Origin of the sequence: Mycobacterium hippophais, from assembly GCF_027529605.1 — a bacterium.
Classification (GTDB): domain Bacteria; phylum Actinomycetota; class Actinomycetes; order Mycobacteriales; family Mycobacteriaceae; genus Mycobacterium; species Mycobacterium arseniciresistens.
This window is the reverse complement of record NZ_JAPZPY010000002.1, coordinates 295,646-319,059: the sequence shown is the minus strand read 5'-3', so window position 1 is coordinate 319,059 and position 23,414 is coordinate 295,646. Positions and strand designations below refer to the sequence as shown.

The following is a 23,414-nucleotide window of genomic DNA, read 5'->3' as shown; positions in this document are numbered from 1 at the left end:
CCGTCGATCAAGGCCAATTGGCTGCCGCGCGCGCATGCGTGCCGCCGGCAACACGTAGTATCTCGCGTGGTCAGTGACGCGCGTGCGGGCGACGAGGACCACCTTCGGGGTGTAGCGCAGCTTGGTAGCGCATCCGCTTTGGGAGCGGAAGGCCGCAGGTTCAAATCCTGTCACCCCGACAGCACCACCCGTATTCAGACATCGAGGAGTCAAAGAGCGTGAAGAGCACCGTCGAGAAGTTGAGCCCCACCCGGGTGCGCATCAACGTGGAGGTGCCCTTCACGGAACTGGAGCCCGATTTCGACCGCGCTTTCAAGCAGCTGGCCCAGCAGGTCCGGCTGCCCGGCTTCCGGCCCGGCAAGGCGCCCCGCAAGTTGCTCGAGGCGCGCGTCGGCCGTGAGGCGATGCTCGACCAGGTCGTCGGCGAGGCCGTTCCCGGCAAGTACTCCGAGGCGATCACCACCTCCGAGGTGCAGCCGCTGGGCCAGCCCGAGATCGAGATCACCAATAAGGAGTACGGCGAGGACCTGGTCTTCACCGCCGAGGTCGACATCCGGCCCGAGATCGAACTGCCCGATCTGGCATCCCTGGCGATCACCGTCGACCCGATCGAGGTCGGCGACGACGAGGTGGACGCGGAGCTGCAGAACCTGCGCGCCCGGTTCGGCACCCTCACCGGTGTCGACCGGCCGGCCGCCGAGGGCGACTTCGTGTCCATCGACCTGTCGGCCACCGTCGACGGCGAGCCGGTGCCCGAGGCCGCCACGGAGGGCCTGTCCCACGAGGTCGGCTCCGGTCAGCTCATCGACGGCCTCGACGAGGCGATCACCGGGCTCTCCGAAGGCGAGAGCAAGGACTTCACCACCACGCTCGCCGCGGGTGAGTACGCCGGCCGCGAGGCCGTGGTGACCGTCACCGTCAAGTCGGTCAAGGAGCGCGAGCTGCCCGAGCCCGATGACGAGTTCGCCCAGTTGGCAAGCGAATTCGACACCTTCGAGGAGCTGCGCGAGAGCCTGGTCGAGCAGGTCCGCCGGGTCAAGCGCGTCACCCAGGCCGAGCAGATCCGGGACCGCGCGCTGGAGGCGCTGCTGGAGCAGACCGAGATCCCGCTGCCCGAGAAGGTGGTGCAGGCCCAGGTCGACGACACCGTGCACAACGCGATCCACGGCTTCGACCACGACGAGGAGCGGTTCGCCGAGCAGCTCGCCGAGCAGGGCAGCACCCGCGAGGAGTTCGACGCCGAGACCCGCAGCGACGCCGAGAAGGCCGTCAAGACCCAGCTGCTGATGGACGCGGTGGCCGACAAGCTCGACATCCAGGTCGGCCAGAACGACCTGACCGAGCGCCTGGTGCTGATGTCACGCCAGTACGGCATCGAGCCGCAGCAGCTGCTGCAGGTGCTGCAGCAGAACAACCAGCTGCCGGCGATGTTCGCCGACGTGCGGCGCGGGCTCACCATTGCCGCGGTGGTGCACGCCGCGACGGTCACCGACACCGAGGGCACGGTCATCGACACCACGGAGTTCTTCGGGCCCGCCGGTGAGGCTGACGCCGGGGACGACGTCACCGCCGAGGCCGACGACGTCACCGCCGAGGACGATACCGCCGACGAGGCCGATGACGACGCCGCCGAGGACGCCGCCGACAACAAGTGACGCGTCCGGCGGGCGCGAGCGAAGCGACCGGGGACACGCTGTGAGCGAACGCGCCCCCGTCAGGGAGTGCGGCGCGGCGCGGTTTGGTTAGTGTCGGTGAAGACAACCGATGAAGTTCGAGAGCGACGAAGACGTACGAGAAAGAGGTACTCAGCCGATGACGGAAATGCGTGGCGGGTCGCCAGGGCTCACGCTGCAGGACTCGGTCTACGAGCGGTTGCTCGCCGAGCGCATCATATTCTTGGGCTCTCAGGTCGACGATGACATCGCCAACCGGATCTGTGCGCAGATCCTGTTGCTGTCGGCCGAGGACCCCGTCAAGGACATTCACCTGTACATCAACTCGCCCGGCGGCTCGATCAGCGCCGGCATGGCGATCTACGACACCATGGTGCTCGCGCCGTGCGACGTGGCGACCTATGGCATGGGTATGGCCGCATCGATGGGTGAGTTCCTGCTCGCAGCGGGCACCAAGGGCAAGCGCTACGCCCTGCCGCACGCCCGCATCCTGATGCACCAGCCGTTGGGCGGCATCACCGGCGGCGCGGCGGACATCGCGATCCAGGCCGAGCAGTTCTCCTCGATCAAGAAGGAGATGTTCCGGCTGAACGCCGAGTTCACCGGTCAGACCATCGAGCGCATCGAAGCCGACTCCGATCGCGACCGCTGGTTCACCGCGCAGGAAGCCCTCGAGTACGGCTTCGTCGACCACATCATCACCAGCGCCAGCATCAACGACGGAGTGGCACCCTGATGACCAATCACACTGACCCCCGCGTCATGCCCCAGGCCCGCTACATCCTGCCGTCGTTCATCGAGCACTCGAGCTTCGGCGTCAAGGAGTCCAACCCGTACAACAAGCTGTTCGAGGAGCGCATCATCTTCCTCGGCGTGCAGGTCGACGACGCGTCGGCCAACGACATCATGGCCCAGCTGCTGGTCCTGGAGTCGCTGGATCCCGACCGCGACATCACCATGTACATCAACTCGCCCGGTGGCTCGTTCACCTCGCTGATGGCGATCTACGACACCATGCAGTACGTGCGTGCCGACATCCAGACCGTGTGCCTGGGCCAGGCCGCCTCGGCCGCGGCGGTGCTGCTGGCCGCGGGCACCCCGGGCAAGCGGCTCGCGCTGCCCAACGCCCGGGTGCTGATTCATCAGCCCGCGCTGTCCGGCGTGATCCAGGGCCAGTTCTCCGACCTGGAGATCCAGGCCAAGGAGATCGAGCGGATGCGCACCCTGATGGAGGTGACGCTGGCGAACCACACCGGCAGGTCCCCGGAGCAGATCCGCAAGGACACCGACCGCGACAAGATCCTCACCGCGGCCGAGGCCAAGGATTACGGCGTCATCGACACGGTGCTCGAGTACCGCAAGCTGTCGGCGCAGAAGGGCTGACCACCGCCGCGGAGAACCCCGACAGTCGGTCGGGGCAATCCGCGGAGCTGAACGGCCAGTTGGCGGAAACGGCCGGGTGAACGTCTGCCGACGGCGGTCCGAGCGCCCGGTATCGTGGGGTCAGCGAACACACGACGCGACTGGCGGGTGCTTCGAGGGACGTCCTCTCGGTCTGGTAACGGCGGCGACACGCCAGCGCGTCCGGAGCGTTCCAACGGTTGTCAGGCGATATGTTGGCGCGACAGTTGAATACCAACGACGCGATTCGGCTCTAAGGTCGCACCGCGCCGGAGCAAGCGGGTAGCGTCGGGATGAACGCCTCGGCGACGCCCGAAGTGAACCACCAGTCCGATTCACCGACTTGTGAACAGGAAGTAGGCCTCCACCACCATGGCACGTATCGGAGACGGCGGTGACCTGCTGAAGTGCTCGTTCTGTGGCAAGAGTCAGAAGCAGGTGAAGAAGCTCATCGCGGGTCCCGGGGTGTACATCTGTGACGAGTGCATCGACCTGTGCAACGAGATCATCGAAGAGGAGTTGGCCGACGCCGACGACGTCAAACTCGATGAACTCCCCAAGCCCGCGGAGATCCGCGACTTCCTCGAGGGCTATGTCATCGGGCAGGACACCGCCAAGCGCACGCTCGCAGTGGCGGTCTACAACCACTACAAGCGCATCCAGGCGGGGGAGAAGTCGCGCGATTCGCGCGCCGAGGCCGTCGAGCTGACCAAGTCCAACATCCTGATGCTCGGCCCGACCGGCTGCGGCAAGACCTACCTCGCCCAGACGCTGGCCAAGATGCTCAACGTCCCGTTCGCGATCGCCGATGCCACCGCGCTCACCGAGGCCGGCTACGTCGGTGAGGATGTCGAGAACATCCTCCTGAAGCTGATCCAGGCCGCCGACTACGACGTCAAGCGCGCCGAGACCGGGATCATCTACATCGACGAGGTCGACAAGATCGCCCGCAAGAGCGAAAACCCGTCGATCACCCGCGACGTGTCCGGTGAGGGTGTGCAGCAGGCGCTGCTGAAGATCCTCGAGGGCACGCAGGCATCGGTGCCCCCGCAGGGCGGCCGCAAGCACCCGCACCAGGAATTCATCCAGATCGACACCACCAACGTGCTGTTCATCGTGGCCGGCGCGTTCGCCGGGCTCGAGCGGATCGTGCAGGACCGAGTCGGCAAGCGCGGGCTGGGCTTCGGCGCCGAGGTGCATTCGAAGGCCGAGATCGACACGCAGGACCACTTCGCGGAGGTCATGCCCGAAGACCTCATCAAGTTCGGTCTGATCCCCGAGTTCATCGGTCGCCTTCCTGTCGTCGCGTCCGTGACGAACCTGGACAAGGAATCGCTGGTGCAGATCCTGTCCACGCCGAAGAACGCGCTGGTGAAGCAGTACACCCGGCTCTTCGAGATGGACGGCGTCGAGCTCGAGTTCGATGAGGACGCCCTCGACGCGATCGCCGACCAGGCGATCCATCGCGGCACCGGTGCCCGTGGTCTGCGCGCCATCATGGAAGAAGTCCTGCTGCCGGTGATGTACGACATCCCCAGCCGCGATGACGTCGCCAAGGTGGTCGTCACCAAGGAGACCGTGCAGGACAACGTGTTGCCGACGATCGTGCCGCGCAAGCCGACGCGCGCCGAACGCCGCGACAAGAGCGCCTGATCTGACGCGCTGAGCAGAGCGGGACGGCAGCGTCGTCCCCTCCTCGACGCTGCCGTCCCTTCTGCTGGTGGCTCATGCCGTGCCGACGGCGGCCACCTCTTCCCCCTGGCGTATCGCGACCGGCGCGCAGACACAGACGACTGCCGGTGCGGTGTGGATCCCCTCCAGTGAGCGGTGCACGACGGCGAACTGGACGGCATCGCTGTCATCCCTGCGGGTCTGCTGCAGCACGGCCTCGGTGAGGCCGGCCCGGTCCGACTCGGTCAGTTCAGTGGCATGTGCCTGTTCGACAGCCCGCCGGTCGGCGCCCGTCAGCCCGAAATGGACCTCGCGCCAGCCGTCCCAGCCGTCCGGGCGGTGTTCCCGCCAGACCAGCACCGGCTCGGGGGCCGACGGTGTGAGCAGGCCGCACACGGAGCTGACGAGTCCCCAGATCAGGAACGCGGTGATCGCGACGAACTGCAGCTCGGTCAGCATGGTTCGAGCTTGCGGGCCGCGGCGTGCAAGCGCATGAGTAGTCGACTACGCGACTTCGCGCGGCGCCGCATCGCCGCGCTCGGCGATCACGTCGTGCACGAGCGCGGCGATCTCGGCGACGCCGTCGCGCCGGGCATAGCCGGCGGCGAGGTCGCGGGCTCTGCGCCCGTAGCGGTCGTCGTCGAGCACCGCACGAACCGCGGTGCGCACCGCTTCCGGTGACGGTGTGCCGGTGCGCAGGTCGATGCCCGCTCCGGCCCAGGCCACCCGGGCCGCCACCTCCGGCTTGTCCTCGGTGTCACCGGCCACCACCAGCGGCACTCCGGCGCTGAGTGCGCGCTGCACGGCGCCGTAGCCGCCGTTCGTCACCATGACGTCGACCTTGGGCAGCAGCAGGTCGTGCGGGATGTATTCGGCGACATGAACATTGCTGGGCAGCGGAATCCTCAGGTCGGTCACCGGCCTGCCACCGGTGGTGGCGATCACGGTGACGTCCTCACCGCCCAGTGCGGCGATCGTCGGTGCGAGCAGTCGGCCGAGGTCGGCGTTGTCGATGGTGCCCTGGGTGACGTGCACGATCGGGCGCGCCGTGTCGAGCTGTTCCCACCAGGACGGAAGCGTCACGCCGGATGACGGTGCGGGATGAACCGCGCCGACGTATCGCACGGTGGTGGGCAGATCGCTGCGCGGATAGTCGAATTCGGGGATGGTCGGCGCGATGTAGCGGTCGGCCAGCAATCCCGCGTCCAGGACGAAGGTCCGCAGCGGGCCGGCGCCGAGGCGGTTCACCACGTCCTCGGCCGCCCGCTGCGACTCCCGCAGTAGCACCTTCTGAGCGAGGACGGTGAGCGCCCGGTTCCGCAGCCGGCCCGGCCAGGACGACGAGGGCGCCATGCCGAGGCCGCCCGGTGCGGTGTCGCGGCTGGTGATCATCAGCGGTGTGGTGGTGTAGGCGAGCACCGGCGGCCGGCCGGCCCGGTCGCCGAGCAGCAGCGGTAGCACACCCAGGAAGGCGGCGTCGACGATCACGGCGTCGAACCTGTTGTGCGCCAGGACTTCAGATAGCGCGCGGGCCTGGTGCGGCATCGGTGCGACGAACAGGTGGGTGATGTCGAAGTTGACGCGTGCGACACCCGTCGTCTCGGCGCGCCCGGGGAAGTCGATGTCGAGGCGCGACAGATCGAAGTCGGCCTCAGCGGGTATGGCGGCCGGGGTGGCGCCGACGGCACGGACCCGTTCGGCGTGGGTGGCCGACGTCAGCACGGTGACGCGGTCGCCTCGGTCGATCAGTCCGGCGGCGACGCTGAGCAGCGGGCTCACGTGGCCGATCGGGGGCATCGCGACGATCAAGATCTCCGCCATGGGAGGGCTCCTTCGAGTGGTCGATTGTGTTCCGACCACTTCGACGAGCCACCACAGTCAAAGGTTCACTGACCGCCCATGCTGAGCAACTGGGCGATCGGCAATCTGCTGTCCGGCGCCGCGGCGGCCATCATCGCCCGGTGCGCCTGTTCCGCGCCGGTGGCAGGCGGAATCACCAGCAGTAGGCACTGGGTCCGGTTCAGGCCACGCACTGCTAGCGTGTCGACCGGCTGACTGACGTATCCGTCGAGACGCACCACCCGGTCACCGACGGTGGCTTTGGCGGGCGCGACGGCCCACTCGCCGAGGTGGTACATCACGCGCTCGATGCGGCCGAGGCGGACCGACAGCACCGCCAGCAGATCCGGCAGTTCCGCCTGCAGGTCGTCACTGTGCGGCCACCACGCTCCGTCGACAAACCCGGTTGGCGCCGCCTTGGGCTTCAGTCGCAGCCGGGGTGTGTAGTCCGGCGGGCTCGGGTGGCGGCTGGCTGTCGTTGCTGTTGAATCTCTTTGCGTCATGGCGACGCTCCTGTCCGGGCCGTGACACGACCCGATTCCGTCGACAGCGACACGACCTCTGAACGGTCACATGCGAACGGCCGTCGACTCCCTCACGCTACCCGCCGGTCCGCCACGGCATCCGCGAACGCCGGGCCTGACGCCGCCGCTCCAGGGCGCTGCGCAGCCCGTATCGCACGTGGGGATCCGCCGGCCATGCGGGGTCACCGTCGAATCGCCGCTCGGACGCGGTCTCCGGGGCGTCGTCCACCGTGGCGGTCAGGAACCGGTCCGGCAGCGCGAGTTTGTGGATGGTGCGCAGGGTGAGGAAGTACTGCCGGGCCAGCGGGCCGGTGGTGTAGGGCAGGTCGTACTTCTCGCACAGCTGCCGCACCGACACCGCGATCTCAGGAAGGCGGTTGCTGGGCAGGTCGGGGAACAGGTGGTGTTCAATCTGATAGCAGAGGTGGCCGCTGAGGAACGCCATCAACGGGCCGGCGGTGAAGTTGGCACTGCCGAGCATCTGGCGCAGGTACCAGTGCGGCTTCGTCTCGTCGGTCAGCACCGCGGGATCGAACTTCTCCGCCCCGTCGGGGAAGTGGCCGCAGAAGATCACCAGGTAGGCCCACAGGTTGCGCAGGACGTTGGCCGCGGTGTTGGCGCCCAACGTCCGTCGCCAGCGCCGCCCGCTCAGCGCGGGGAAGACCACGTAGTCCTTGGTGACCTGACGTGAGATCTTGCGCAGCAGCGCTTTCCGTCCCGCTGTTCGCTCGGCGGCGGTGTCCACACGGTCCCGGTTGGAGTGCACCCCGTGCAGCGCGATGCCCCATTCGAAGATGAGTGCGAGCAGCACGTTGCGCACCGGCTGGATGAGGTGCTCCGGTTTCCAGGTCTGGTCCCGGGTCACCCGGATCACCCCGAAACCGATATCGTCGTCCATGTCGAGGATGTTGGTGAAGACGTGGTGGGTGTAGTTGTGCGAGTAGCGCCACTGCGAGGACAGTCCCGCCATGTCCCACTCCCAGGTGTTGGAGTGGATCTCCGGGTCGTTCATCCAGTCCCACTGGCCGTGGCCGACGTTGTGCCCGATCTCCATGTTCTCGATGCTCTTGGCGGTGGCCAACGCGACCGTGCCCAGCAGCCAGCCAGCACGGCTGCGGCTGCACTGGATCGTCAGCCGCGCCGCGATGTCCAGCGTGCGCTGCAGGAAGATGGTCCTGCGGATGTAGGCGGCGTCACGGGCGCCGAGATCGTCTTCGATGCGGGTGCGCAGGGTGTCGAGTTCACTGCCGAATGCGTCGAGGTCTGCGTCGGTCAGATGCGCGTAGGCGCGGACCTGGCTGATCACCATGGGTCAATCCTTGTTCGATGGGACGAAGCGCGCGTGTCACCGGGACGCGCGAATGGGGTTCCTTCCCATCCGTGATTGCGCTCGCGTGGTGAACGCATCCACGAGTCAGAAGCGGTGTCCGCCGAGCCAGGTATCGCCCCGGCGGAACGACCGACGTTCAGTTCCGTGCCCTTGCCACTCTACGGGTGCGCGTCGTGTGTCGCACGGGCCCGCCGGTACCTGCGGACTCACCGCGTGACGCGGTCCGGCCGGGTGTACACGTTCATCGAGTCGCCCCGCAGGAACGCCACCAGCGTGAGTCCGGACTGGCTGGCCAGGTCGACGGCGAGCGACGACGGCGCCGACACCGCGGCGAGCACCGGGATGCCGGCCATCACCGCTTTCTGGGTGAGCTCGAACGATGCGCGACCGCTGACCAGCAGCACCGTGCCCGTCAGCGGGACGCGGTCCTGTTCGGTCGCCCAGCCGATCACCTTGTCGACGGCGTTGTGCCTGCCGATGTCCTCGCGCACCACCAGCAGCGTGCCGTCGGTGGTGAACAGCGCGGCGCCGTGCAGGCCGCCGGTGCTGGCGAACACCTTCTGCGCCCGGCGCAACTTGTCCGGCATGGCCGACAGCGTCCCTGCGGGAACGGTCGACGGATCGTCACCCGGACAGTGCCTGCTCGACAGCTGCACGGCCTCCAGCGACGCCTTGCCGCACACCCCGCAGGACGACGTGGTGTAGAAGTTGCGCCGCACGTCGACGTTCGGCATGGGCACCGTCGGCGCCAGGGTGACGTCCAGCACGTTGTAGGTGTTGGCGCCGTCCTCGTCCGCGCCGCGGCAATAGCGGACGGTCAGCACGTCGTCGCGGTGGCCGATGACGCCTTCGGTGAGCAGGAAACCCTGCGCGAGTTCGACATCGGAGCCCGGTGTGCGCATCGTGACGGTGATCGGCGTGCCGTTCAGGCGGATCTCCAGCGGCTCCTCGACCACCAGCGTCTCCGGCCGGGCGACGGTGTCCTCGCCGGTGAGGTGGTGCGCCCGTCGGCGGGTGGTCACTCGTCCCATGTCGAACCGCTCACCAGATCGCTGGGTGCGCTGGCCCTCTCGAGCCGGATGACGACGGCCTTGGAGACCGGGGTGTTCGACCTCGCGGCGACGTGGTCGAGGGGCACCAGCGAATTCGTCTCCGGGTAGTAGGCGGCGGCGTTGCCCGCCGGTGTCGAGTACGGCACCACCATGAAGTCCTTGGCCCGGCGTTCCTGCGTCTCGCCGCCGACGGCGAACTCCGACACCAGGTCGACACGGTCACCTTCGGTCAGCCCGAATTCGGCGAGGTCGGCGGGGTTGACGAAGACGACGCGCCGGCCACCCTCGACACCGCGGTAGCGGTCGCTCAGCCCGTAGATCGTGGTGTTGTACTGGTCGTGGCTGCGCAGGGTCTGCAGCACCAGCCGGCCGGGCGGCACCGGCACCCATTCGAGCGGGTTGACCGCGAAGTTGGCTTTGCCTGTGCTGGTGGGGAACTCGCGCGAGTCGCGGGGGCCGTTGGGCAGCTGGAAGCCGTCGGGTGCGCGCACCCTGGCGTTGTAGTCGTCGCATCCGGGCACCACGGCGGCGATGGCGTCGCGGATGGTGTCGTAGTCGGCGTTGAACCGCTCCCACGGCACCGGATGGTCGGGGCCGAGCAGCTCGCGGGCCAACTGACAGACGATCGCGACCTCGCTGCGCACCTCGTCGCCCGGCGGGTGCAGGCTGCCGCGCGACAGGTGCACCATCGACATCGAGTCCTCTACGGAAACCTGTTGTTTCACCCCGTTCTGCAGATCACGGTCGGTGCGGCCGAGCGAGGGCAGGATGAGCGCGGTGCGGCCGTGCACGATGTGGCTGCGGTTGAGTTTCGTCGACACCTGCACGGTGAGCGAGCAACTGCGCAGCGCGGCCTCGGTGACCGCGGTGTCCGGCGTCGCGAGCGCGAAATTGCCGCCCATGCCCATGAACACCTTGGCCCGGCCGTCGCGCATCGCCCGGATCGCGTCGACGGTGTCCACGCCGTGGTCGCGCGGGCTGTCGATCCCGAAGTGGGCGTCCAGCGCGGCGAGGAACGCCTCCGGCATCTTCTCCCAGATGCCCATCGTGCGGTCGCCCTGCACGTTGGAATGGCCACGCACCGGGCACAATCCGGCCCCGGGCTTGCCGATCATGCCGCGCATCAGCAGCACGTTGGCGATCTCGGAGATCATCGCCACCGCATGCCGGTGCTGCGTGAGCCCCATCGCCCAGCACGCCACGGTGCGCTGCGAACCGGCGATCATCGCCGCCACCCGTTCCAGCTGTTCGCGGTCGATGCCGGTGGCCTCCAGCACGGTGTCCAGGTCCACCGCCCGGGCGTGCGCCTCGTACTCGGCGAAGCCTGCGCAGTGCTTGTCGATGAATTCGCGGTCGACGACGGTGCCGGGCTGCCGGTCGTCGGCCTCCAGCAGCAGGCGCGCCACGCCTGCGAACAGCGCCATGTCGCCGCCGAGGCGGATCTGGACGAACTCGTCGGCGATCGGCACCCCGTGCCCGACCACGCCGTGCACCTTCTGCGGGTCCTTGAAGCGGATCAGGCCGGCCTCCGGCAGCGGGTTGACGGCGATGATCTTTGCGCCGTCGGCCTTCGCCTTCTCCAGCACCGACAGCATCCGGGGATGGTTGGTGCCGGGATTCTGGCCGGCGATGATGATCAGGTCCGCGGTGGCGACGTCCTCGACGCTGACCGATCCCTTGCCGATGCCGATCGCATCGCCCAGCGCGGCGCCCGAGGACTCGTGGCACATGTTCGAACAGTCCGGCAGGTTGTTGGTGCCGAAGCTGCGGACCAGCAGCTGGTACAGGAATGCGGCCTCGTTGCTGGTGCGGCCCGAGGTGTAGAACACCGCCTCGTTCGGGTCGGCGAGGGCCCGCAGTTCGGCGGCGATCAGCCGGTACGCCTCGGCCCAGCCGATCTCGCGGTAGTGGTCGTCACCGGGACGCAGCACCACCGGGTGGGTGAGCCTGCCCTGCTGGCTCAGCCAGTATTCGGGGCGGGCCTCCAGGTCGGCGATCGAGTGCCGGGCGAAGAACTCGGGCGTCACCACCCGCTTGGTGGCCTCCTCGGCGACGGCCTTCGCGCCGTTCTCGCAGAACTCGGCGAACTTGCGGCCGCCGGGCTCCTCCGGCCAGGCGCAACCGGGGCAGTCGAACCCGTGCCGCTGGTTGAGCCGGACCAGCGACGCGGCGGTGCGCAGCGGACCCATCGACTTGAAGCCGCGCTGCAGCGACACCAGCACGGCCTTGACGCCCGCGGCCTCGCCTTCCGGTCCGGTGGTGACCGCGGCGTGCTCGTCGTAGTCCGCCTCGATGTCGCGGGTGACACCGCGTCCTCTGCGTAGTCGAAGCCCCATGAAACCAGCGTAGGCGTCGTCGCAACGCCGCGGCCGCGGGTCGGGGTGCCGAGGTGGTGACGCCGCGGGACGGCGATTGAATTCTGCCGGTGACGGGCGCGTAACAAGTTTGCCATCGACCGTTCCTAGTGTTGGCCGGTCAACCGTCGGCGTGAGACACGCGCGGACCATGCAGTGATAGGAACTTCATTGAGCGGAAATGCCGTGCGTCTGCAGGCCATCAACAACGTCGAGGCGTACGTGCCGCCGGCGATCAGCTTCGATCCCGCCGAGGCGCCCGGCGAGATCTTCGGATCGAACGTGTTCACCAAGGCCGAGATGCAGTTGCGGCTGCCCAAGTCGGTGTACAAGTCCGTGGTCGCCACCATCGAGAAGGGCGCCAAGCTCGACCCGGCCGTCGCCGACTCCGTCGCCTCGGTGATGAAGGACTGGGCGCTGTCCAAGGGGGCCACCCACTACGCCCACGTCTTCTACCCGATGACCGGGTTCACCGCCGAGAAGCACGACAGCTTCCTCGAGCCGGTCTCCGACGGGCAGACGCTGGCCGAGTTCGCCGGCAAGACCCTGATCCAGGGTGAGCCCGACGCGTCGAGTTTCCCGTCCGGCGGCCTGCGCAGCACCTTCGAGGCGCGCGGCTACACCGGCTGGGACGTCACCAGCCCGGCGTACATCCTGGAGAACCCGAACGGCAACACGTTGTGCATCCCGACGGTGTTCGTCTCGATGACCGGTGAGGCGCTGGACTTCAAGACGCCGCTGCTGCGCAGCCAGCAGGCGATGGGCGCTCAGGCCGAGCGCATCCTGAAGCTGTTCGGTCACAGGGACTTCGATCACATCGTGTCGTTCTGCGGTCCTGAGCAGGAGTACTTCCTGATCGACCGGCACTTCTTCCTCGCCCGCCCGGACCTGATCAACGCGGGCCGCACCCTGTTCGGCACCAAGCCGCCGAAGGGCCAGGAGTTCGACGACCACTACTTCGGCGCCATCCCCGAGCGCGTGCTCGGCTTCATGATGGACACCGAACGCGAGCTGTTCAAGCTGGGCATTCCGGCCAAGACCCGCCACAACGAGGTCGCGCCCGGCCAGTTCGAGATCGCGCCGATGTTCGAGCGGGCCAACATCGCCGCCGATCATCAGCAGTTGCTGATGACCACGTTCAAGACCATCGCCAAGAAGCACGGCATGGAGTGCCTGTTCCACGAGAAGCCGTTCGCCGGGGTCAACGGTTCGGGCAAGCACGTGAACTTCTCGATGGGCAACGCGCAGTTCGGCAGCCTGCTGGTGCCCGGCGACACCCCGCACGAGAACGCGCAGTTCCTGGTGTTCTGTGCCGCGGTGATCCGCGCGGTGCACAAGTACGCCGGCCTGCTGCGGGTGTCGGTCGCGTCGGCCACCAACGACCACCGTCTCGGCGCCAACGAGGCGCCGCCGGCGATCATCTCGATCTTCCTCGGCGATCAGCTCGCCGACGTCTTCGACCAGATCGCCAAGGGCGCGGCGACGTCGTCGAAGGGCAAGGGCACCATGATCATCGGCGTCGACACACTGCCGATCCTGCCCACCGATCCGGGCGACCGTAACCGCACCAGCCCGTTCGCGTTCACCGGCAACCGCTTCGAGTTCCGCGCGCCCGGTTCGGGCCAGACGATCAACGTGCCGATGATCATCCTCAACACGATCATGGCCGACTCGCTGGACTACATGGCTACGGTGCTGGAGAAGGCCGTGTCCGAGGGCGAGGCGTTCGACACGGCGGTGCAGACGCTGCTCACCGAGATCATCACCGAGCACGGCGCGGTGGTGTTCAACGGCGACGGCTACTCGGAGAACTGGCACATCGAGGCGGCCGAGCGTGGACTGCCCAACCTCAAGACCACCCTCGACGCGGTTCCCGAGCTGATCAAGCCGGAGGCGATCGAGGTGTTCGAGCGGTACGGCGTGTTCAGCGAGCGCGAACTGCACAGCCGCTACGAGGTCCGCCTCGAGCAGTACGCCCTGACCGTCGCGGTCGAGGCGAAGCTGGCGCTGGAGCTGGGATCGACGGTCATCCTGCCCGCGGCGGTGCGCTACCAGACCGAGCTCGCGCAGAACGTCGCGACGCTCAAGGCGGCCGGCATCGAGCCCGACATGACGCTGCTGCAGAGTGTTTCGGAGCCGATCGGCGAGCTGACCGCGGCGGTGTCGGCGCTGAAGGCCGCGCTGGCACATCACCCCGAGGGCGCACTCGAGGAGGCGACCCACGCCCGTGACGGCCTGCTTCCCGCGATGGACGCGGTGCGTGCCGCCGCGGACGCCCTCGAGGGCATCGTCGCCGACGACCTGTGGCCGCTGCCGACCTACCAGGAGATGCTCTACATCCTTTGATCCGTGTGCCGCGTACCCGTACCGCCGCCGGGTGTGAGGGTTCCCGTCCTGCACGGGCCCTGGTAACCGCAGCCCTCACACTCGGCGGCCACGCTCACGCGGGGTCGATGATCTGCACTACTCCGCCGGACACCCCGGCGACGAACAGCCGGCCGGTTGTCGCGTCGACACCGAGGGTGTACGGGTTCTGCACGGTTGGCAGCCGCTGGATCTCGCGTGGCTGCGCCGACGCCATGTCGTAGCCGACGAGCTCGTTGGTGCCCGACGAGGCGACCCACAGCCGGTCGCGTGTCGGGTCGTAGGCGATGCCGTAGGGCCCGCCGGCTTGCGGCACCGAGGCGACCTCGCGCGGCGTCGGCCGCGGCTCGAACACGCGCACCGCGTCGCCGCGGGTGTCGGTGGCGATCATCCGGCCGTGCCGGTCGGCGACCAGATGGGTCGGTCCCTCTCCTGCCGGTGTCGACCCGACGATGGTCAGCCTGTCGCTGTCGTAGACGGTCAGGTCGTTCTTGCGCACATCGAGCAGGCCCATCGAGGCGCCCACCGGCGCGAGCCCGGCCGGCTGGACGCTGTCGGTGAAGACCTTGACGATGTCGTCGCCACGCACCGCGGCGACGGTGCCGCCCAGTTCGTTGGCGACGAACACGGTGCCGTTCGGGGCCTGCGCGGCGTCGTGCGGGACCGTCCCGGTGATCACCTGCCGTTCGGCCCGGCCGCCGGGCAGCTCGACCCGGACCAACGCGTCGGCGCTCTCGACGGGCACCAGGACCGGTCCGCCGGGCGCGGCGAGCTGCAGGTGGCGCACGAAGCCGGGCAGCGGAGTGCGCGACACGATGTCACCGCTGTCGGCGTCGAGCAGCACCAGTGCGTCGGGTTTCCGGGTGGCCACCGCGACGATGCGGGTCTGCGCGTCGACGACGACACCTTCGGGGGCGGTGCCGACCGCCACCGTGCGGCCGGGCACCGGCGCGGTCTGTGGCGGCGCCTGTTGCGGTTCGGCGGGCGGTGGCAGGTCGCCGGCAGGCGGGCGGCTGCCCTCGGTCGGCACCCCGGAGGGCAGCAGGCCGGTGGTCGTCGCTGCCGCACCGGACGTCGATGGCTCGGCGGGGGGCTGCTCTGCGGCCTCACCGCCGCAGCCCGCGAGGATCAGCACCAGGATCAACAGCAGTGGCCGCAGGGTCATGGCGGTCGGATAGCCACGGCCGCCCGCACCGAGACGGCCCGCCCCGGATCGTAAGAATTCCGCAACCAGGAGGTTCCCGCGTCCGGGAATGGGGAATGTGCAGGTCGACATGAGACCCACACCCCACCGAAACCGGTACCGATGGCCGGCCTGACGCTGCTGCTCGGGCTGGCGGCGGCCACCGTGCTGCTGGCTCCGCTCGCCGAGCGCATCAACCTGCCCTACCCCGTGGTGCTGCTGATCTTCGGCCTCGCCCTGGCCTACGTGCCGGGGCTACCGCCGCCGACGGTGAACCCGGAATTGATCCTGCCGCTGGTGCTGCCGCCGCTGCTGTTCGCCGCGGCCCGGCGCACGTCGTGGCGGCAGTTCCTGGACAACCGTCGCGCCATCGGCCTGCTCGCCATCGCGCTGGTCGGAGTGACCGCGTGCACGGTCGGCGTGGTGCTGCAGGCGGTGGTGCCCGGGCTGCCGCTGATCGCCGCGCTCGCACTGGGCGCCGCCGTGGCGCCGCCCGACCCCGTCGCCGCCACCGCGGTGGCGCACAAGCTGAAACTGCCCCGCCGGTTGCGCACCATCCTCGAGGGCGAGGGGCTGTCCAACGACGCGACGTCGCTGGTCCTCTACGAGGTGGCCGTCGCGTCGACGGTCACGGGGGCGTTCGTGCCGTGGCATGCCGGTGCGACGCTCGGGGCGGCGGTGGCGATCGGGATCGCGGTGGGCCTGGCGATCGCCGTGGCGACGCGCTGGCTGCTGAAGAAGTTGCCGGCCCACCCCGCGGGCAGCGCACTGGTGCTGGTGATGCCGTTCGCGGCGTACGTGGCCGCCGATGCGGCGCACGGTAGCGGGGTGCTCGCGGTGGTCACCATCGCGCTGGCGCTCAGCCGCTACGCCGATCAGGAGTCCGCGCAGACCCGGCTGGTGTCCGGGACGACGTGGGAGATCATCGAGTTGTTGGTCACCGGCGCCGCATTCGCGTTCGTCGGCCTGGAACTGCGGGCCGTCGCCGAGCAGGTGTCCGGGTCACTCGGCACGCTGATCGGGCAGGCGCTGCTGATCACGGCCGTGGTCGTGGTGGTGCGGTTCCTGTGGATCTTCCCCGTCGCCTCGATCGACGAGAAGATCATGCGGCGACGCAGCGACAGACCCGAACCCGTCGGCTGGCGGGAGATGACGGTGGCGTCGTGGGCGGGCATGCGCGGGGTGGTCACGCTGGCGGCGGTGCTGGCACTGCCGCCCGGCTTCCCGGAGCGCGAGCGGCTGATCTTCATCGCGTTCGTGGTGATCATCGGCACGATGCTGGCCCAAGGCCTCACCCTGCCGGTGCTGGTCCGCGTTCTCGGTGTCACCGTGTCGGGCGACGAGCAGGACGCCGAGGAACAGGAGCTGCTGCAGCGGGCCCGGGACGCCGGATTCCGCCGCCTCGACGAGGTCCGCGACCGCGGCGACGTCGACTCCGAGGTGATCGACGAGGCCTGCGAGAACGCCACCCGCATGTGGCACTCGCTCGGGTTGACCCGAGACGAGGCCGACCGGCAGGACACGGTGCACGTGCACGACGCCTGCACGGTGAACGCGCTCAAGGAGGAGGTGCTCGAAGCCGCTCGCGACGCGGTGGTGGGCGCCCGCGCGAAATCGGGGACCGACCCCACCGTCGTCGATCGCGTGTTGCGCCGCCTGGACGCCCGCGGCACCTCGGACTGAGCGCCGAAAGTACGGTTGTTGACGCCGTTACTCGCGATTCGCGTCAACAACCGTACTGTCGGCGCCTTACTGGTTTTGCGGGAAGCCCAACTCGATGCCGCCGTGGCTGGGGTCGAGCCAGCGGCTGGTGATGGCCTTCTGCCGGGTGAAGAACTGCACGCCGTCCATACCGTGGGCGTGGGAGTCGCCGAACAGCGAGGCCTTCCAGCCGCCGAAGCTGTAGTACGCCATCGGCACCGGGATCGGCACGTTGATGCCGACCATGCCGACCTGCACCTCGTTCTGGAAGCGCCGGGCGGCGCCGCCGTCGTTGGTGAAGATCGCGGTGCCGTTGCCGTAGGGGTTGGTGTTGATGAGATCGAGTGCCTCGTCGTAGGTTTCGACGCGCACGACCGACAGCACGGGGCCGAAGATCTCGTCGGTGTAGACGCTCATCTCGGGGGTGACGTGGTCGATCAGGGTGGGCCCGAGCCAGAAACCCTGCTCGCCGCCGTCGGCTTCGACGGAGCGGCCGTCGACGACGATCTTGGCGCCGTCGGCCTCGCCGGCGTCGATGTAGGACGCCACCTTGTCGCGGTGGGCCTTGGTGACCAGCGGGCCCATGTCGGAATCCTTTGTGCCGTCGCCGATCTTCAACGGCGTGGTGCGTTCGGCGATCTTGGCGACCAGGTCGTCGGCGATCGGGCCGACGGCCACGCAGGCGCTGATGGCCATGCACCGCTCACCGGCGGAGCCGAAGCCGGCGTTGACCATCGCGTCGGCGGCCAGGTCGAGATCGGCGTCGGGCAGGATCACGGCGTGGTTCTTGGCGCCGCCGAGGGCCTGGACCCGCTTGCCCGCCGCGGTGCCGGTCGAGTACACGTACTGCGCGATGGGCGTCGACCCGACGAAGGAGACGGACTTCACCTTCGGGTTGGTCAGCAGTTCGTCGACGGCGGTCTTGTCGCCCTGCAGCACGTTGAACACCCCGTCGGGCAGGCCGGCCTCGGCCCACAGCGCGGCGATCCACAGTGCCGCGGACGGGTCCTTCTCCGAGGGCTTGAGCACGACGGTGTTGCCCGTGGCGATGGCGATCGGGAAGAACCACATCGGCACCATCGCCGGGAAGTTGAACGGGCTGATGACGCCGACGACGCCGAGCGGCTGGCGGACCGAGTAGACGTCGACCTTGGTCGAGGCGTTCTCGGTGAACCCGCCCTTCAGCAGATGCGGGATGCCGCAGGCGAACTCGACGACCTCCTGGCCGCGGCTGACCTCGCCGAGTGCATCGGAGACCACCTTGCCGTGCTCAGCGGTGATGATCCGGGCCAGCTCGCCCTTGCGGGCATTGAGCAGTTCCCGGAAGTTGAACAGGATCGCGGTGCGCTTCGCCAGCGAGGTGTCGCGCCACGCCGGGAACGCCGCGGCGGCGGCGTCAATGACGGCGCGAGCGTCCTCGACGCCGGCCAGGGCGACCTCGCCGGTGACCTGACCGGTGGCCGGGTTGGTCACCGGGGCCGTACCGGTGCCGGTGCCGGTGAACGGCGCGTTGTTCATCCAGTGGGTGATCGTGCTCATGGTCGGGCTCCGTACTTCGAGACGTACTCGGTCATGGTCTTCAGTTGGTAGCGGGACACGTCGTGGGCGGTCTCGTCCTCGGCGAACACCGACGACACCATCACGGTGTCATCGCGGTCGTAGAAGCCGAGTTCGGCCAGGCCGCCGAAGAATTCGTCCCAGTCGACGTCGCCGTCGCCGATCTTGAGGTGCTGGTGCACCCGCACCGGATTGCCCGGCGGGTTGGTGATGTAGCGCAGGCCGTGGCTGCGGTGGTGGTCCATGGTGTCGGCGACGTGCACCAGGCGCAGTTTGTCACCGGCGGCCCGCATGATGGCTGACATGTCGGCGCCCATATGGAAGGTGTGGCAGGCGACGTAGACCATGCCGATGTTCGGCGAGTTGACCCCGCGGATGATGCGCACGGCTTCGAGGCCGTCCTCGACGAAATCGTCGGGGTGCGGGTCGATTCGGACGTCGATGCCCTCGCGCTCGAAGATCGGCACCAGTTCCTCCATCGACCGGAAGAACGCCCGCTCGGATTCCTCGGCTTTCTCCGGGCGGCCGGAGAACTCGGTGTTGATGACGTTCACCCCGAGGTCGACGGTGATCTGGACGACCCGCTTCCAGTTGCGCACCGCTGCTTCGCGGGCATCCTCGTCGGGGCCCGACCACCGCAGCACCGGTAGCACCGACGCGATGCCGACACCCGCGTCGGCGCACGCCTTGCGGAAGTTGGCCACCAGGTCGTCGTCGGCGCGGGGGTGGTTGAAGAACGGGATGAAGTCCCGGTGCGGGGTGAGTTGCAGGTGCTCGTAGCCGAGTTCGGCGACCAGCGCCGGGAACTCGAGCAGGTCGTGGTCGTGGTGGAACGGTGTGGGGTCCAGGGCGATCTTCACGTCAGGCCCCCGGGATCGACGCGCGGTCGACCATCGTCACGTCGACGGGCAGTCCGCTGTTCAGCGACTCCACGCCCGCCTCACACACCGCGGCGGCGGCGTACCCGTCCCAGGCCGACGGCCCGTCGACATTCACACCGCTACGGACCGCGTCCACCCAGCGCTGGAACTCGGTGTCGTAGGCCTGGCCGAACCGCTCGCGGAACCCGGGCGTGATCTGCCCGCCCCACGTGCCGTCGCCGCGCTTGCGGATCAGTCCGACGTCGAGACCGATCATCGCGCTGCCCTTCTCGGCCACCACTTCGGTGCGCACCTCGTAGGCGACGCCGGTGGTGACGAACAGTTCGACGTCGACGTGCCTGCCCGACGCCGTCCGCATGATCGCGATCTGCGGGTCGGCAAGCCCCTGTGGTGCGCCGGGATTGGCGGCCGGCTTGATGATCTGGATCGAGGTGATCTCCTCGTCGAAGAGGAAGCGGGTGACGTCGACCTCGTGCACCAGCGAGTCGCGGACCACCATCGCGCTGTCGAACGTCGGTGGCACGGCGGGGTTGCGGTGCGCGCAGTGCAGCACCAGCGCGCGGCCCAGCTCACCTCCGTCGAGCAGCGCCTTCAGCTGGGCGTACTCGTGGTCGAACCTGCGCATGAAGCCGACCTGGATCAGCCGGCGGCCCAATTCGGCCTCACGTCTGACCACGCCGAGGGCGGTCTCCACGTCAGTGGTCAACGGTTTCTCGCACAACACCGGCTTGCCGTGCTCGAGGCAGGCCAGGAGTTGCTTCTCGTGGGTCGGGCCCGGGGTGGCGAGCACGACGGCGTCGACGTCGGGATCGGCGATGGCGTCGAGGGGGTCGACGACCGCGCGGCATCCGGGGATGGTCGCGGCGATCTGTTCGGCTTTCTCGGTGACGTAGTCGTTGACCACGGCCACCCGGGCCCCGGAGATCCGGGTGCTGAGTCGCGCCACGTGGTCGGCGCCCATGACGCCCACACCGAGGACGGCTACACGCAAGTCAGGCATGGCTTCTCATTCCTGGTTGAAGCGGACGGAGGGGACACCGCACGAGCCCAGGTAGGACCGGGTGCGCTGGGCGATGGGCAGGGGAGCGTCGACCTCGCACGGGTACATGTCCTGTTCGACGATCGCGAAGACGTCGATACCGAGCCGTTCGATCTCCGCGAGCAGCGGTGGCATCTCCGGAACACCCAGCGGCGGTTCGATCATCGCGCCGAGCCGGACGGCCTCACCGAACGGAAGGTCCTCGGCCTCGACCTTGGCGACCACCGCCGGGTCGACCTGCTTGAGGTGCAGGTAGCCGATCCGTTCGGGCGCCCGGCGGATGATGGCGATGTTGTCGCCGCCGCAGTAGCTGATGTGCCCGGTGTCCAGGCACAGGTTGACGAACTCGCCGTCGGTGCCGTCGAGGAACCGGTAGACGTTCTCCTCGGTGTCGACGTGGCTGTCGGCGTGTGGGTGGTACTGCGCACGCACGCCGTACTTCTCGAACATCGCCCGGCCGAGTTCGTCCATGCCCTTGGTCTTCTTGCGCCACTGCTCGGCGGTGAGATCGCGGTCCTCGAGCACCTCGCCCGTCGCGGGGTCACGCCACATCTCGGGAATGACGACCACGTGCTTGCCGCCGACGGCGGCGGTCAGCTTGGCGACGTCCTCGACCTGGCTCCACACCGCTGACCACGAGTCGTCGCCGTCTTTGTGCAGATGCTCGAACACCGTGCCGGCCGACAGCTTCAGGTTTCGCTTGGCGAGCTCGTCGGAGAGCACGGCGGGTTCGGTGGGCAGGTAGCCGAACGGACCGAGTTCGATCCACTCGTAACCGGATGCCGCGACCTCGTCGAGGAAGCGGGTGTAGGGCGTCTGCTGCGGGTCGGCGGGGAACCACACGCCCCAGGAGTCGGGGGCGCTGCCGACGAGAATGGTGCTCACGCTGTGTCCTTCGTGCTCAGGAGGGTCGGAGGTGGGGCCGCTGGATCGTCTTCCAGTCGGCGTAGGTGCGGTGGGCGGCCTGTGTGGACTCGAGGGTGGAGACCTCGCTCACCGGTACGTCCCACCAGGATTCGCTGTCCGGCGCGGGGATCAGCGGGTCGGTCTCGACGTGGATGACCGTGGTGCGGTCGTTGGCCTTGGCCACCTTGACGGCGTCACCGAACTCGGCCGCGGTGCTCACCTTGATCACCTCGGCGCCGAGGCTGGCGGCATTGGCGGCGAGGTCGACGGGCAGCTTGTCGCCGTCGAGCCGGCCGTCGCGGCCACGGAAGCGGTACGCGGTGCCGAACCGCTGCGAGCCGAGCGCCTCGGACAGCGACCCGATGGACGCGAAGCCGTGATTCTGCACGAGCACGACGATCACCTTGATGCCCTCCTGGACGGCGGTCACCAGCTCGGTGGCCATCATCAGGTAGGAGCCGTCGCCGACCATCACGAAGACGTCGCGGGTCTCGTCGGCCATCCGCACGCCGAGGCCGCCCGCGACCTCGTAGCCCATACAGGAGTAGCCGTACTCGACGTGGTAGCCCTTGGGATCGCGGGTGCGCCACAGCTTGTGCAGATCGCCGGGCATCGACCCGGCCGCGCACACCACCACGTCACGCGGATCGCTGAGCGTGTTCGCCAGGCCGATGACCTGGTTCTGGTTCAGCGCGACACCGTCTTCCACCGCGTAGGCGGCCGAGACGGTGTCGTCCCATTCCGCGGCCAGCGCGGCAGCGCGGGCGCGGTAATCGTCGCTCACCGCATACCCGTCCAGTGCCGCACCGAGCGCATCGAGCGCCTCGCGCGCGTCGGAGACGACGCTGATGCCGCCCTGCTTCACCGAGTCCAGCGACGCCACGTTGATGTTGACGAACCGCACGTCGGGGTTGTTGAACGCGGTGCGCGACGCGGAGGTGAAATCGCTGTAGCGGGTGCCGATCCCGATGACGACGTCGGCCTCGGTGGCCAGGGCGTTCGCCGCGGTGGTGCCCGTCGACCCGATGGCGCCCATGCACTGCGGGTGGTCGTAGGGCAGCGCCCCCTTGCCTGCCTGGCTCATCCCGACCGGGATTCCGGTCCTCTTGCTGAATGTGGCGAGCGCGTCGGTGGCCCCGGAGTACACGACGCCGCCACCGGCGACGATGAGCGGGGTACGCGCCGACCGGATCACCTCGGCGGCGCGCTCGATCACCGAGCGTTCCGGCAGTGGCCGCGCGACGTGCCAGGTGCGTTCGGCGAAAAACGATTCCGGCCAGTCATGGGCCTCGGCCTGAACGTCCTGCGGGATCGCGACGGTGGCCGCGCCGGTCTCGACGGGATCGGTGAGCACGCGCATCGCGCCGAGCAGCGCGGCGGGCAGCTGCTCGGGCCGCCACACCCGGTCGAAGTACCGCGACAGCGGTTTGAACGCATCGTTGACGGTGACGTCGCCGCTGGACGGCAGTTCGAGTTCCTGCAGGACGGGCGCGCTGGCGCGGGTGGCGAAGGTGTCGGCCGGAAGCAGCAGCACCGGGAGCCGGTTGATCGTCGCCAGTGCGGCGCCGGTCAGCATGTTGGTCGCCCCGGGGCCGACACTGGCGGTGACCGCCCAGGTCTGCAGCCGGTCCTTCTGCCGCGCGTACGCGACGGCGCTGTGCACCATGGCCTGTTCGTTGCGGCCGAGTACGTAGGGCAGCTTCGGGGCGGTGCCGGCTTCGTGCGCGGTCACCTCGTCCTCGAGCAGCGCCTGCCCCAGGCCCGCGACGTTGCCGTGGCCGAAGATGCCGAAGCAGCCGGCGAAGAACTTCGTGCGTTCGCCGTCGCGTTCGACGTACTGGTTGCCCAGGAAGCGGATGGTGGCCTGCGCCACCGTGAGTCGGACGGTTGCTTCTGTGTCGGGCGTCTTCTCGGCCCGCTTCGGTGCGGTGGAGACCAC

The 23,414-nt window shown here is 68.6% G+C and carries 18 protein-coding genes and 1 tRNA gene; 7 read left to right on the top strand and 12 right to left on the bottom strand.

Features of this window, described 5'->3' with window-relative positions:
• Positions 1 to 105 precede the first annotated feature (105 nt).
• The 5 genes from O6P37_RS07135 to clpX all read left to right on the top strand — a co-directional run bounded on the left by O6P37_RS07135 (position 106) and on the right by clpX (position 4,727).
• Positions 106 to 179 (top strand) — tRNA-Pro (locus tag O6P37_RS07135).
• Between the two features lie 39 nt (positions 180 to 218).
• Complete coding sequence (gene tig / locus O6P37_RS07130) at positions 219 to 1,655, top strand: trigger factor (RefSeq protein ID WP_269893399.1); 1,437 nt, start codon at positions 219 to 221, stop codon at positions 1,653 to 1,655.
• A gap of 157 nt (positions 1,656 to 1,812) precedes the next feature.
• On the top strand, positions 1,813 to 2,409 hold the full coding sequence (locus O6P37_RS07125; protein WP_264015442.1) for an ATP-dependent Clp protease proteolytic subunit: 597 nt from the start codon (positions 1,813 to 1,815) through the stop codon (positions 2,407 to 2,409).
• Positions 2,409 to 3,056 carry an ATP-dependent Clp protease proteolytic subunit gene (locus tag O6P37_RS07120; RefSeq protein WP_269893398.1) on the top strand — a complete coding sequence of 216 codons (648 nt, stop codon included), beginning with the start codon at positions 2,409 to 2,411 and terminating at the stop codon, positions 3,054 to 3,056. Before O6P37_RS07125 ends, O6P37_RS07120 begins: the two co-directional genes overlap by 1 nt.
• A 390-nt stretch (positions 3,057 to 3,446) precedes the next feature.
• Positions 3,447 to 4,727, top strand: coding sequence for an ATP-dependent Clp protease ATP-binding subunit ClpX (clpX, locus tag O6P37_RS07115; RefSeq protein WP_264015439.1), 1,281 nt, complete (start codon positions 3,447 to 3,449; stop codon positions 4,725 to 4,727).
• A 72-nt stretch (positions 4,728 to 4,799) separates the two neighbouring features.
• Here clpX and O6P37_RS07110 read toward each other — a convergent pair whose 3' ends face one another.
• From O6P37_RS07110 to O6P37_RS07085, 6 genes are all read right to left on the bottom strand, one after another.
• Entirely contained in the window at positions 4,800 to 5,204 is a 405-nt protein-coding gene (locus tag O6P37_RS07110; RefSeq protein ID WP_269893397.1) for a hypothetical protein, read from the bottom strand.
• 45 nt (positions 5,205 to 5,249) lie between these two features.
• On the bottom strand, positions 5,250 to 6,566 hold the full coding sequence (locus O6P37_RS07105; protein WP_269893396.1) for a nucleotide disphospho-sugar-binding domain-containing protein: 1,317 nt from the start codon (positions 6,564 to 6,566) through the stop codon (positions 5,250 to 5,252).
• Between the two features lie 65 nt (positions 6,567 to 6,631).
• Entirely contained in the window at positions 6,632 to 7,087 is a 456-nt protein-coding gene (locus tag O6P37_RS07100) for a DUF5994 family protein (protein WP_269893395.1), read from the bottom strand.
• Positions 7,088 to 7,184: 97 nt separating this feature from the next.
• Positions 7,185 to 8,417, bottom strand: a complete 1,233-nt coding sequence (locus O6P37_RS07095) for a fatty acid desaturase family protein (protein WP_269893394.1) — start codon at positions 8,415 to 8,417, stop codon at positions 7,185 to 7,187.
• Between the two features lie 227 nt (positions 8,418 to 8,644).
• On the bottom strand, positions 8,645 to 9,469 hold the full coding sequence (gene fdhD / locus O6P37_RS07090) for a formate dehydrogenase accessory sulfurtransferase FdhD (protein ID WP_269893393.1): 825 nt from the start codon (positions 9,467 to 9,469) through the stop codon (positions 8,645 to 8,647).
• A complete protein-coding gene (locus O6P37_RS07085) occupies positions 9,457 to 11,826 on the bottom strand; it encodes an FdhF/YdeP family oxidoreductase (RefSeq protein ID WP_269893392.1) in 2,370 nt (789 codons plus the stop codon). Before O6P37_RS07085 ends, fdhD begins: the two co-directional genes overlap by 13 nt.
• 189 nt (positions 11,827 to 12,015) lie before the next feature.
• On the opposite strand from O6P37_RS07085, the gene O6P37_RS07080 reads away from it, so the two are divergent.
• Positions 12,016 to 14,190, top strand: a complete 2,175-nt coding sequence (locus O6P37_RS07080; protein ID WP_269893391.1) for a glutamine synthetase III family protein — start codon at positions 12,016 to 12,018, stop codon at positions 14,188 to 14,190.
• A 94-nt stretch (positions 14,191 to 14,284) separates the two neighbouring features.
• Here the strand turns inward: O6P37_RS07080 and O6P37_RS07075 are convergent, their stop codons facing one another.
• A complete protein-coding gene (locus tag O6P37_RS07075; RefSeq protein WP_269893390.1) occupies positions 14,285 to 15,373 on the bottom strand; it encodes a YncE family protein in 1,089 nt (362 codons plus the stop codon).
• 141 nt (positions 15,374 to 15,514) lie between these two features.
• Between O6P37_RS07075 and O6P37_RS07070 the strand changes: the two genes are divergently transcribed.
• Positions 15,515 to 17,074: a Na+/H+ antiporter gene (locus tag O6P37_RS07070; RefSeq protein ID WP_269893389.1), complete on the top strand. Its 1,560-nt coding sequence runs from the start codon at positions 15,515 to 15,517 to the stop codon at positions 17,072 to 17,074.
• A gap of 66 nt (positions 17,075 to 17,140) precedes the next feature.
• Here O6P37_RS07070 and O6P37_RS07065 read toward each other — a convergent pair whose 3' ends face one another.
• From O6P37_RS07065 to iolD, 5 genes are read right to left on the bottom strand one after another with little or no spacing between them, the layout of a single operon-like run.
• Positions 17,141 to 18,631, bottom strand: a complete 1,491-nt coding sequence (locus O6P37_RS07065) for a CoA-acylating methylmalonate-semialdehyde dehydrogenase (RefSeq protein WP_269893388.1) — start codon at positions 18,629 to 18,631, stop codon at positions 17,141 to 17,143.
• The gene (locus tag O6P37_RS07060) at positions 18,628 to 19,509 is read right to left on the bottom strand and encodes a sugar phosphate isomerase/epimerase family protein (protein ID WP_269893387.1); all 882 of its coding nucleotides are present in this window, start codon (positions 19,507 to 19,509) and stop codon (positions 18,628 to 18,630) included. The genes O6P37_RS07065 and O6P37_RS07060 overlap by 4 nt, the downstream gene beginning before the upstream one ends.
• A gap of 1 nt (position 19,510) precedes the next feature.
• Positions 19,511 to 20,530 (bottom strand): Gfo/Idh/MocA family protein, encoded by a 1,020-nt coding sequence (locus tag O6P37_RS07055; protein ID WP_269893386.1) that lies wholly within the window; start codon positions 20,528 to 20,530, stop codon positions 19,511 to 19,513.
• Positions 20,531 to 20,536: 6 nt separating this feature from the next.
• A complete protein-coding gene (locus O6P37_RS07050; RefSeq protein ID WP_269893385.1) occupies positions 20,537 to 21,454 on the bottom strand; it encodes a sugar phosphate isomerase/epimerase family protein in 918 nt (305 codons plus the stop codon).
• A gap of 16 nt (positions 21,455 to 21,470) precedes the next feature.
• Positions 21,471 to 23,414, bottom strand: coding sequence for a 3D-(3,5/4)-trihydroxycyclohexane-1,2-dione acylhydrolase (decyclizing) (gene iolD / locus O6P37_RS07045; protein ID WP_269893384.1), 1,944 nt, complete (start codon positions 23,412 to 23,414; stop codon positions 21,471 to 21,473).

Excerpts from the sequence above, each read along its gene's own strand:
- O6P37_RS07125 (WP_264015442.1), top strand. The coding sequence starts at position 1,813 with ATGACGGAAATGCGTGGCGGGTCGCCAGGGCTCACGCTGCAGGACTCG.
- O6P37_RS07120 (WP_269893398.1), top strand. The coding sequence starts at position 2,409 with ATGACCAATCACACTGACCCCCGCGTCATGCCCCAGGCCCGCTACATC.
- clpX (WP_264015439.1), top strand. The coding sequence starts at position 3,447 with ATGGCACGTATCGGAGACGGCGGTGACCTGCTGAAGTGCTCGTTCTGT.
- O6P37_RS07110 (WP_269893397.1), bottom strand. The coding sequence starts at position 5,204 with ATGCTGACCGAGCTGCAGTTCGTCGCGATCACCGCGTTCCTGATCTGG.
- O6P37_RS07105 (WP_269893396.1), bottom strand. The coding sequence starts at position 6,566 with ATGGCGGAGATCTTGATCGTCGCGATGCCCCCGATCGGCCACGTGAGC.
- O6P37_RS07100 (WP_269893395.1), bottom strand. The coding sequence starts at position 7,087 with ATGACGCAAAGAGATTCAACAGCAACGACAGCCAGCCGCCACCCGAGC.
- O6P37_RS07095 (WP_269893394.1), bottom strand. The coding sequence starts at position 8,417 with ATGGTGATCAGCCAGGTCCGCGCCTACGCGCATCTGACCGACGCAGAC.
- fdhD (WP_269893393.1), bottom strand. The coding sequence starts at position 9,469 with ATGGGACGAGTGACCACCCGCCGACGGGCGCACCACCTCACCGGCGAG.
- O6P37_RS07085 (WP_269893392.1), bottom strand. The coding sequence starts at position 11,826 with ATGGGGCTTCGACTACGCAGAGGACGCGGTGTCACCCGCGACATCGAG.
- O6P37_RS07075 (WP_269893390.1), bottom strand. The coding sequence starts at position 15,373 with ATGACCCTGCGGCCACTGCTGTTGATCCTGGTGCTGATCCTCGCGGGC.
- O6P37_RS07070 (WP_269893389.1), top strand. The coding sequence starts at position 15,515 with ATGGCCGGCCTGACGCTGCTGCTCGGGCTGGCGGCGGCCACCGTGCTG.
- O6P37_RS07065 (WP_269893388.1), bottom strand. The coding sequence starts at position 18,631 with ATGAGCACGATCACCCACTGGATGAACAACGCGCCGTTCACCGGCACC.
- O6P37_RS07055 (WP_269893386.1), bottom strand. The coding sequence starts at position 20,530 with ATGCCTGACTTGCGTGTAGCCGTCCTCGGTGTGGGCGTCATGGGCGCC.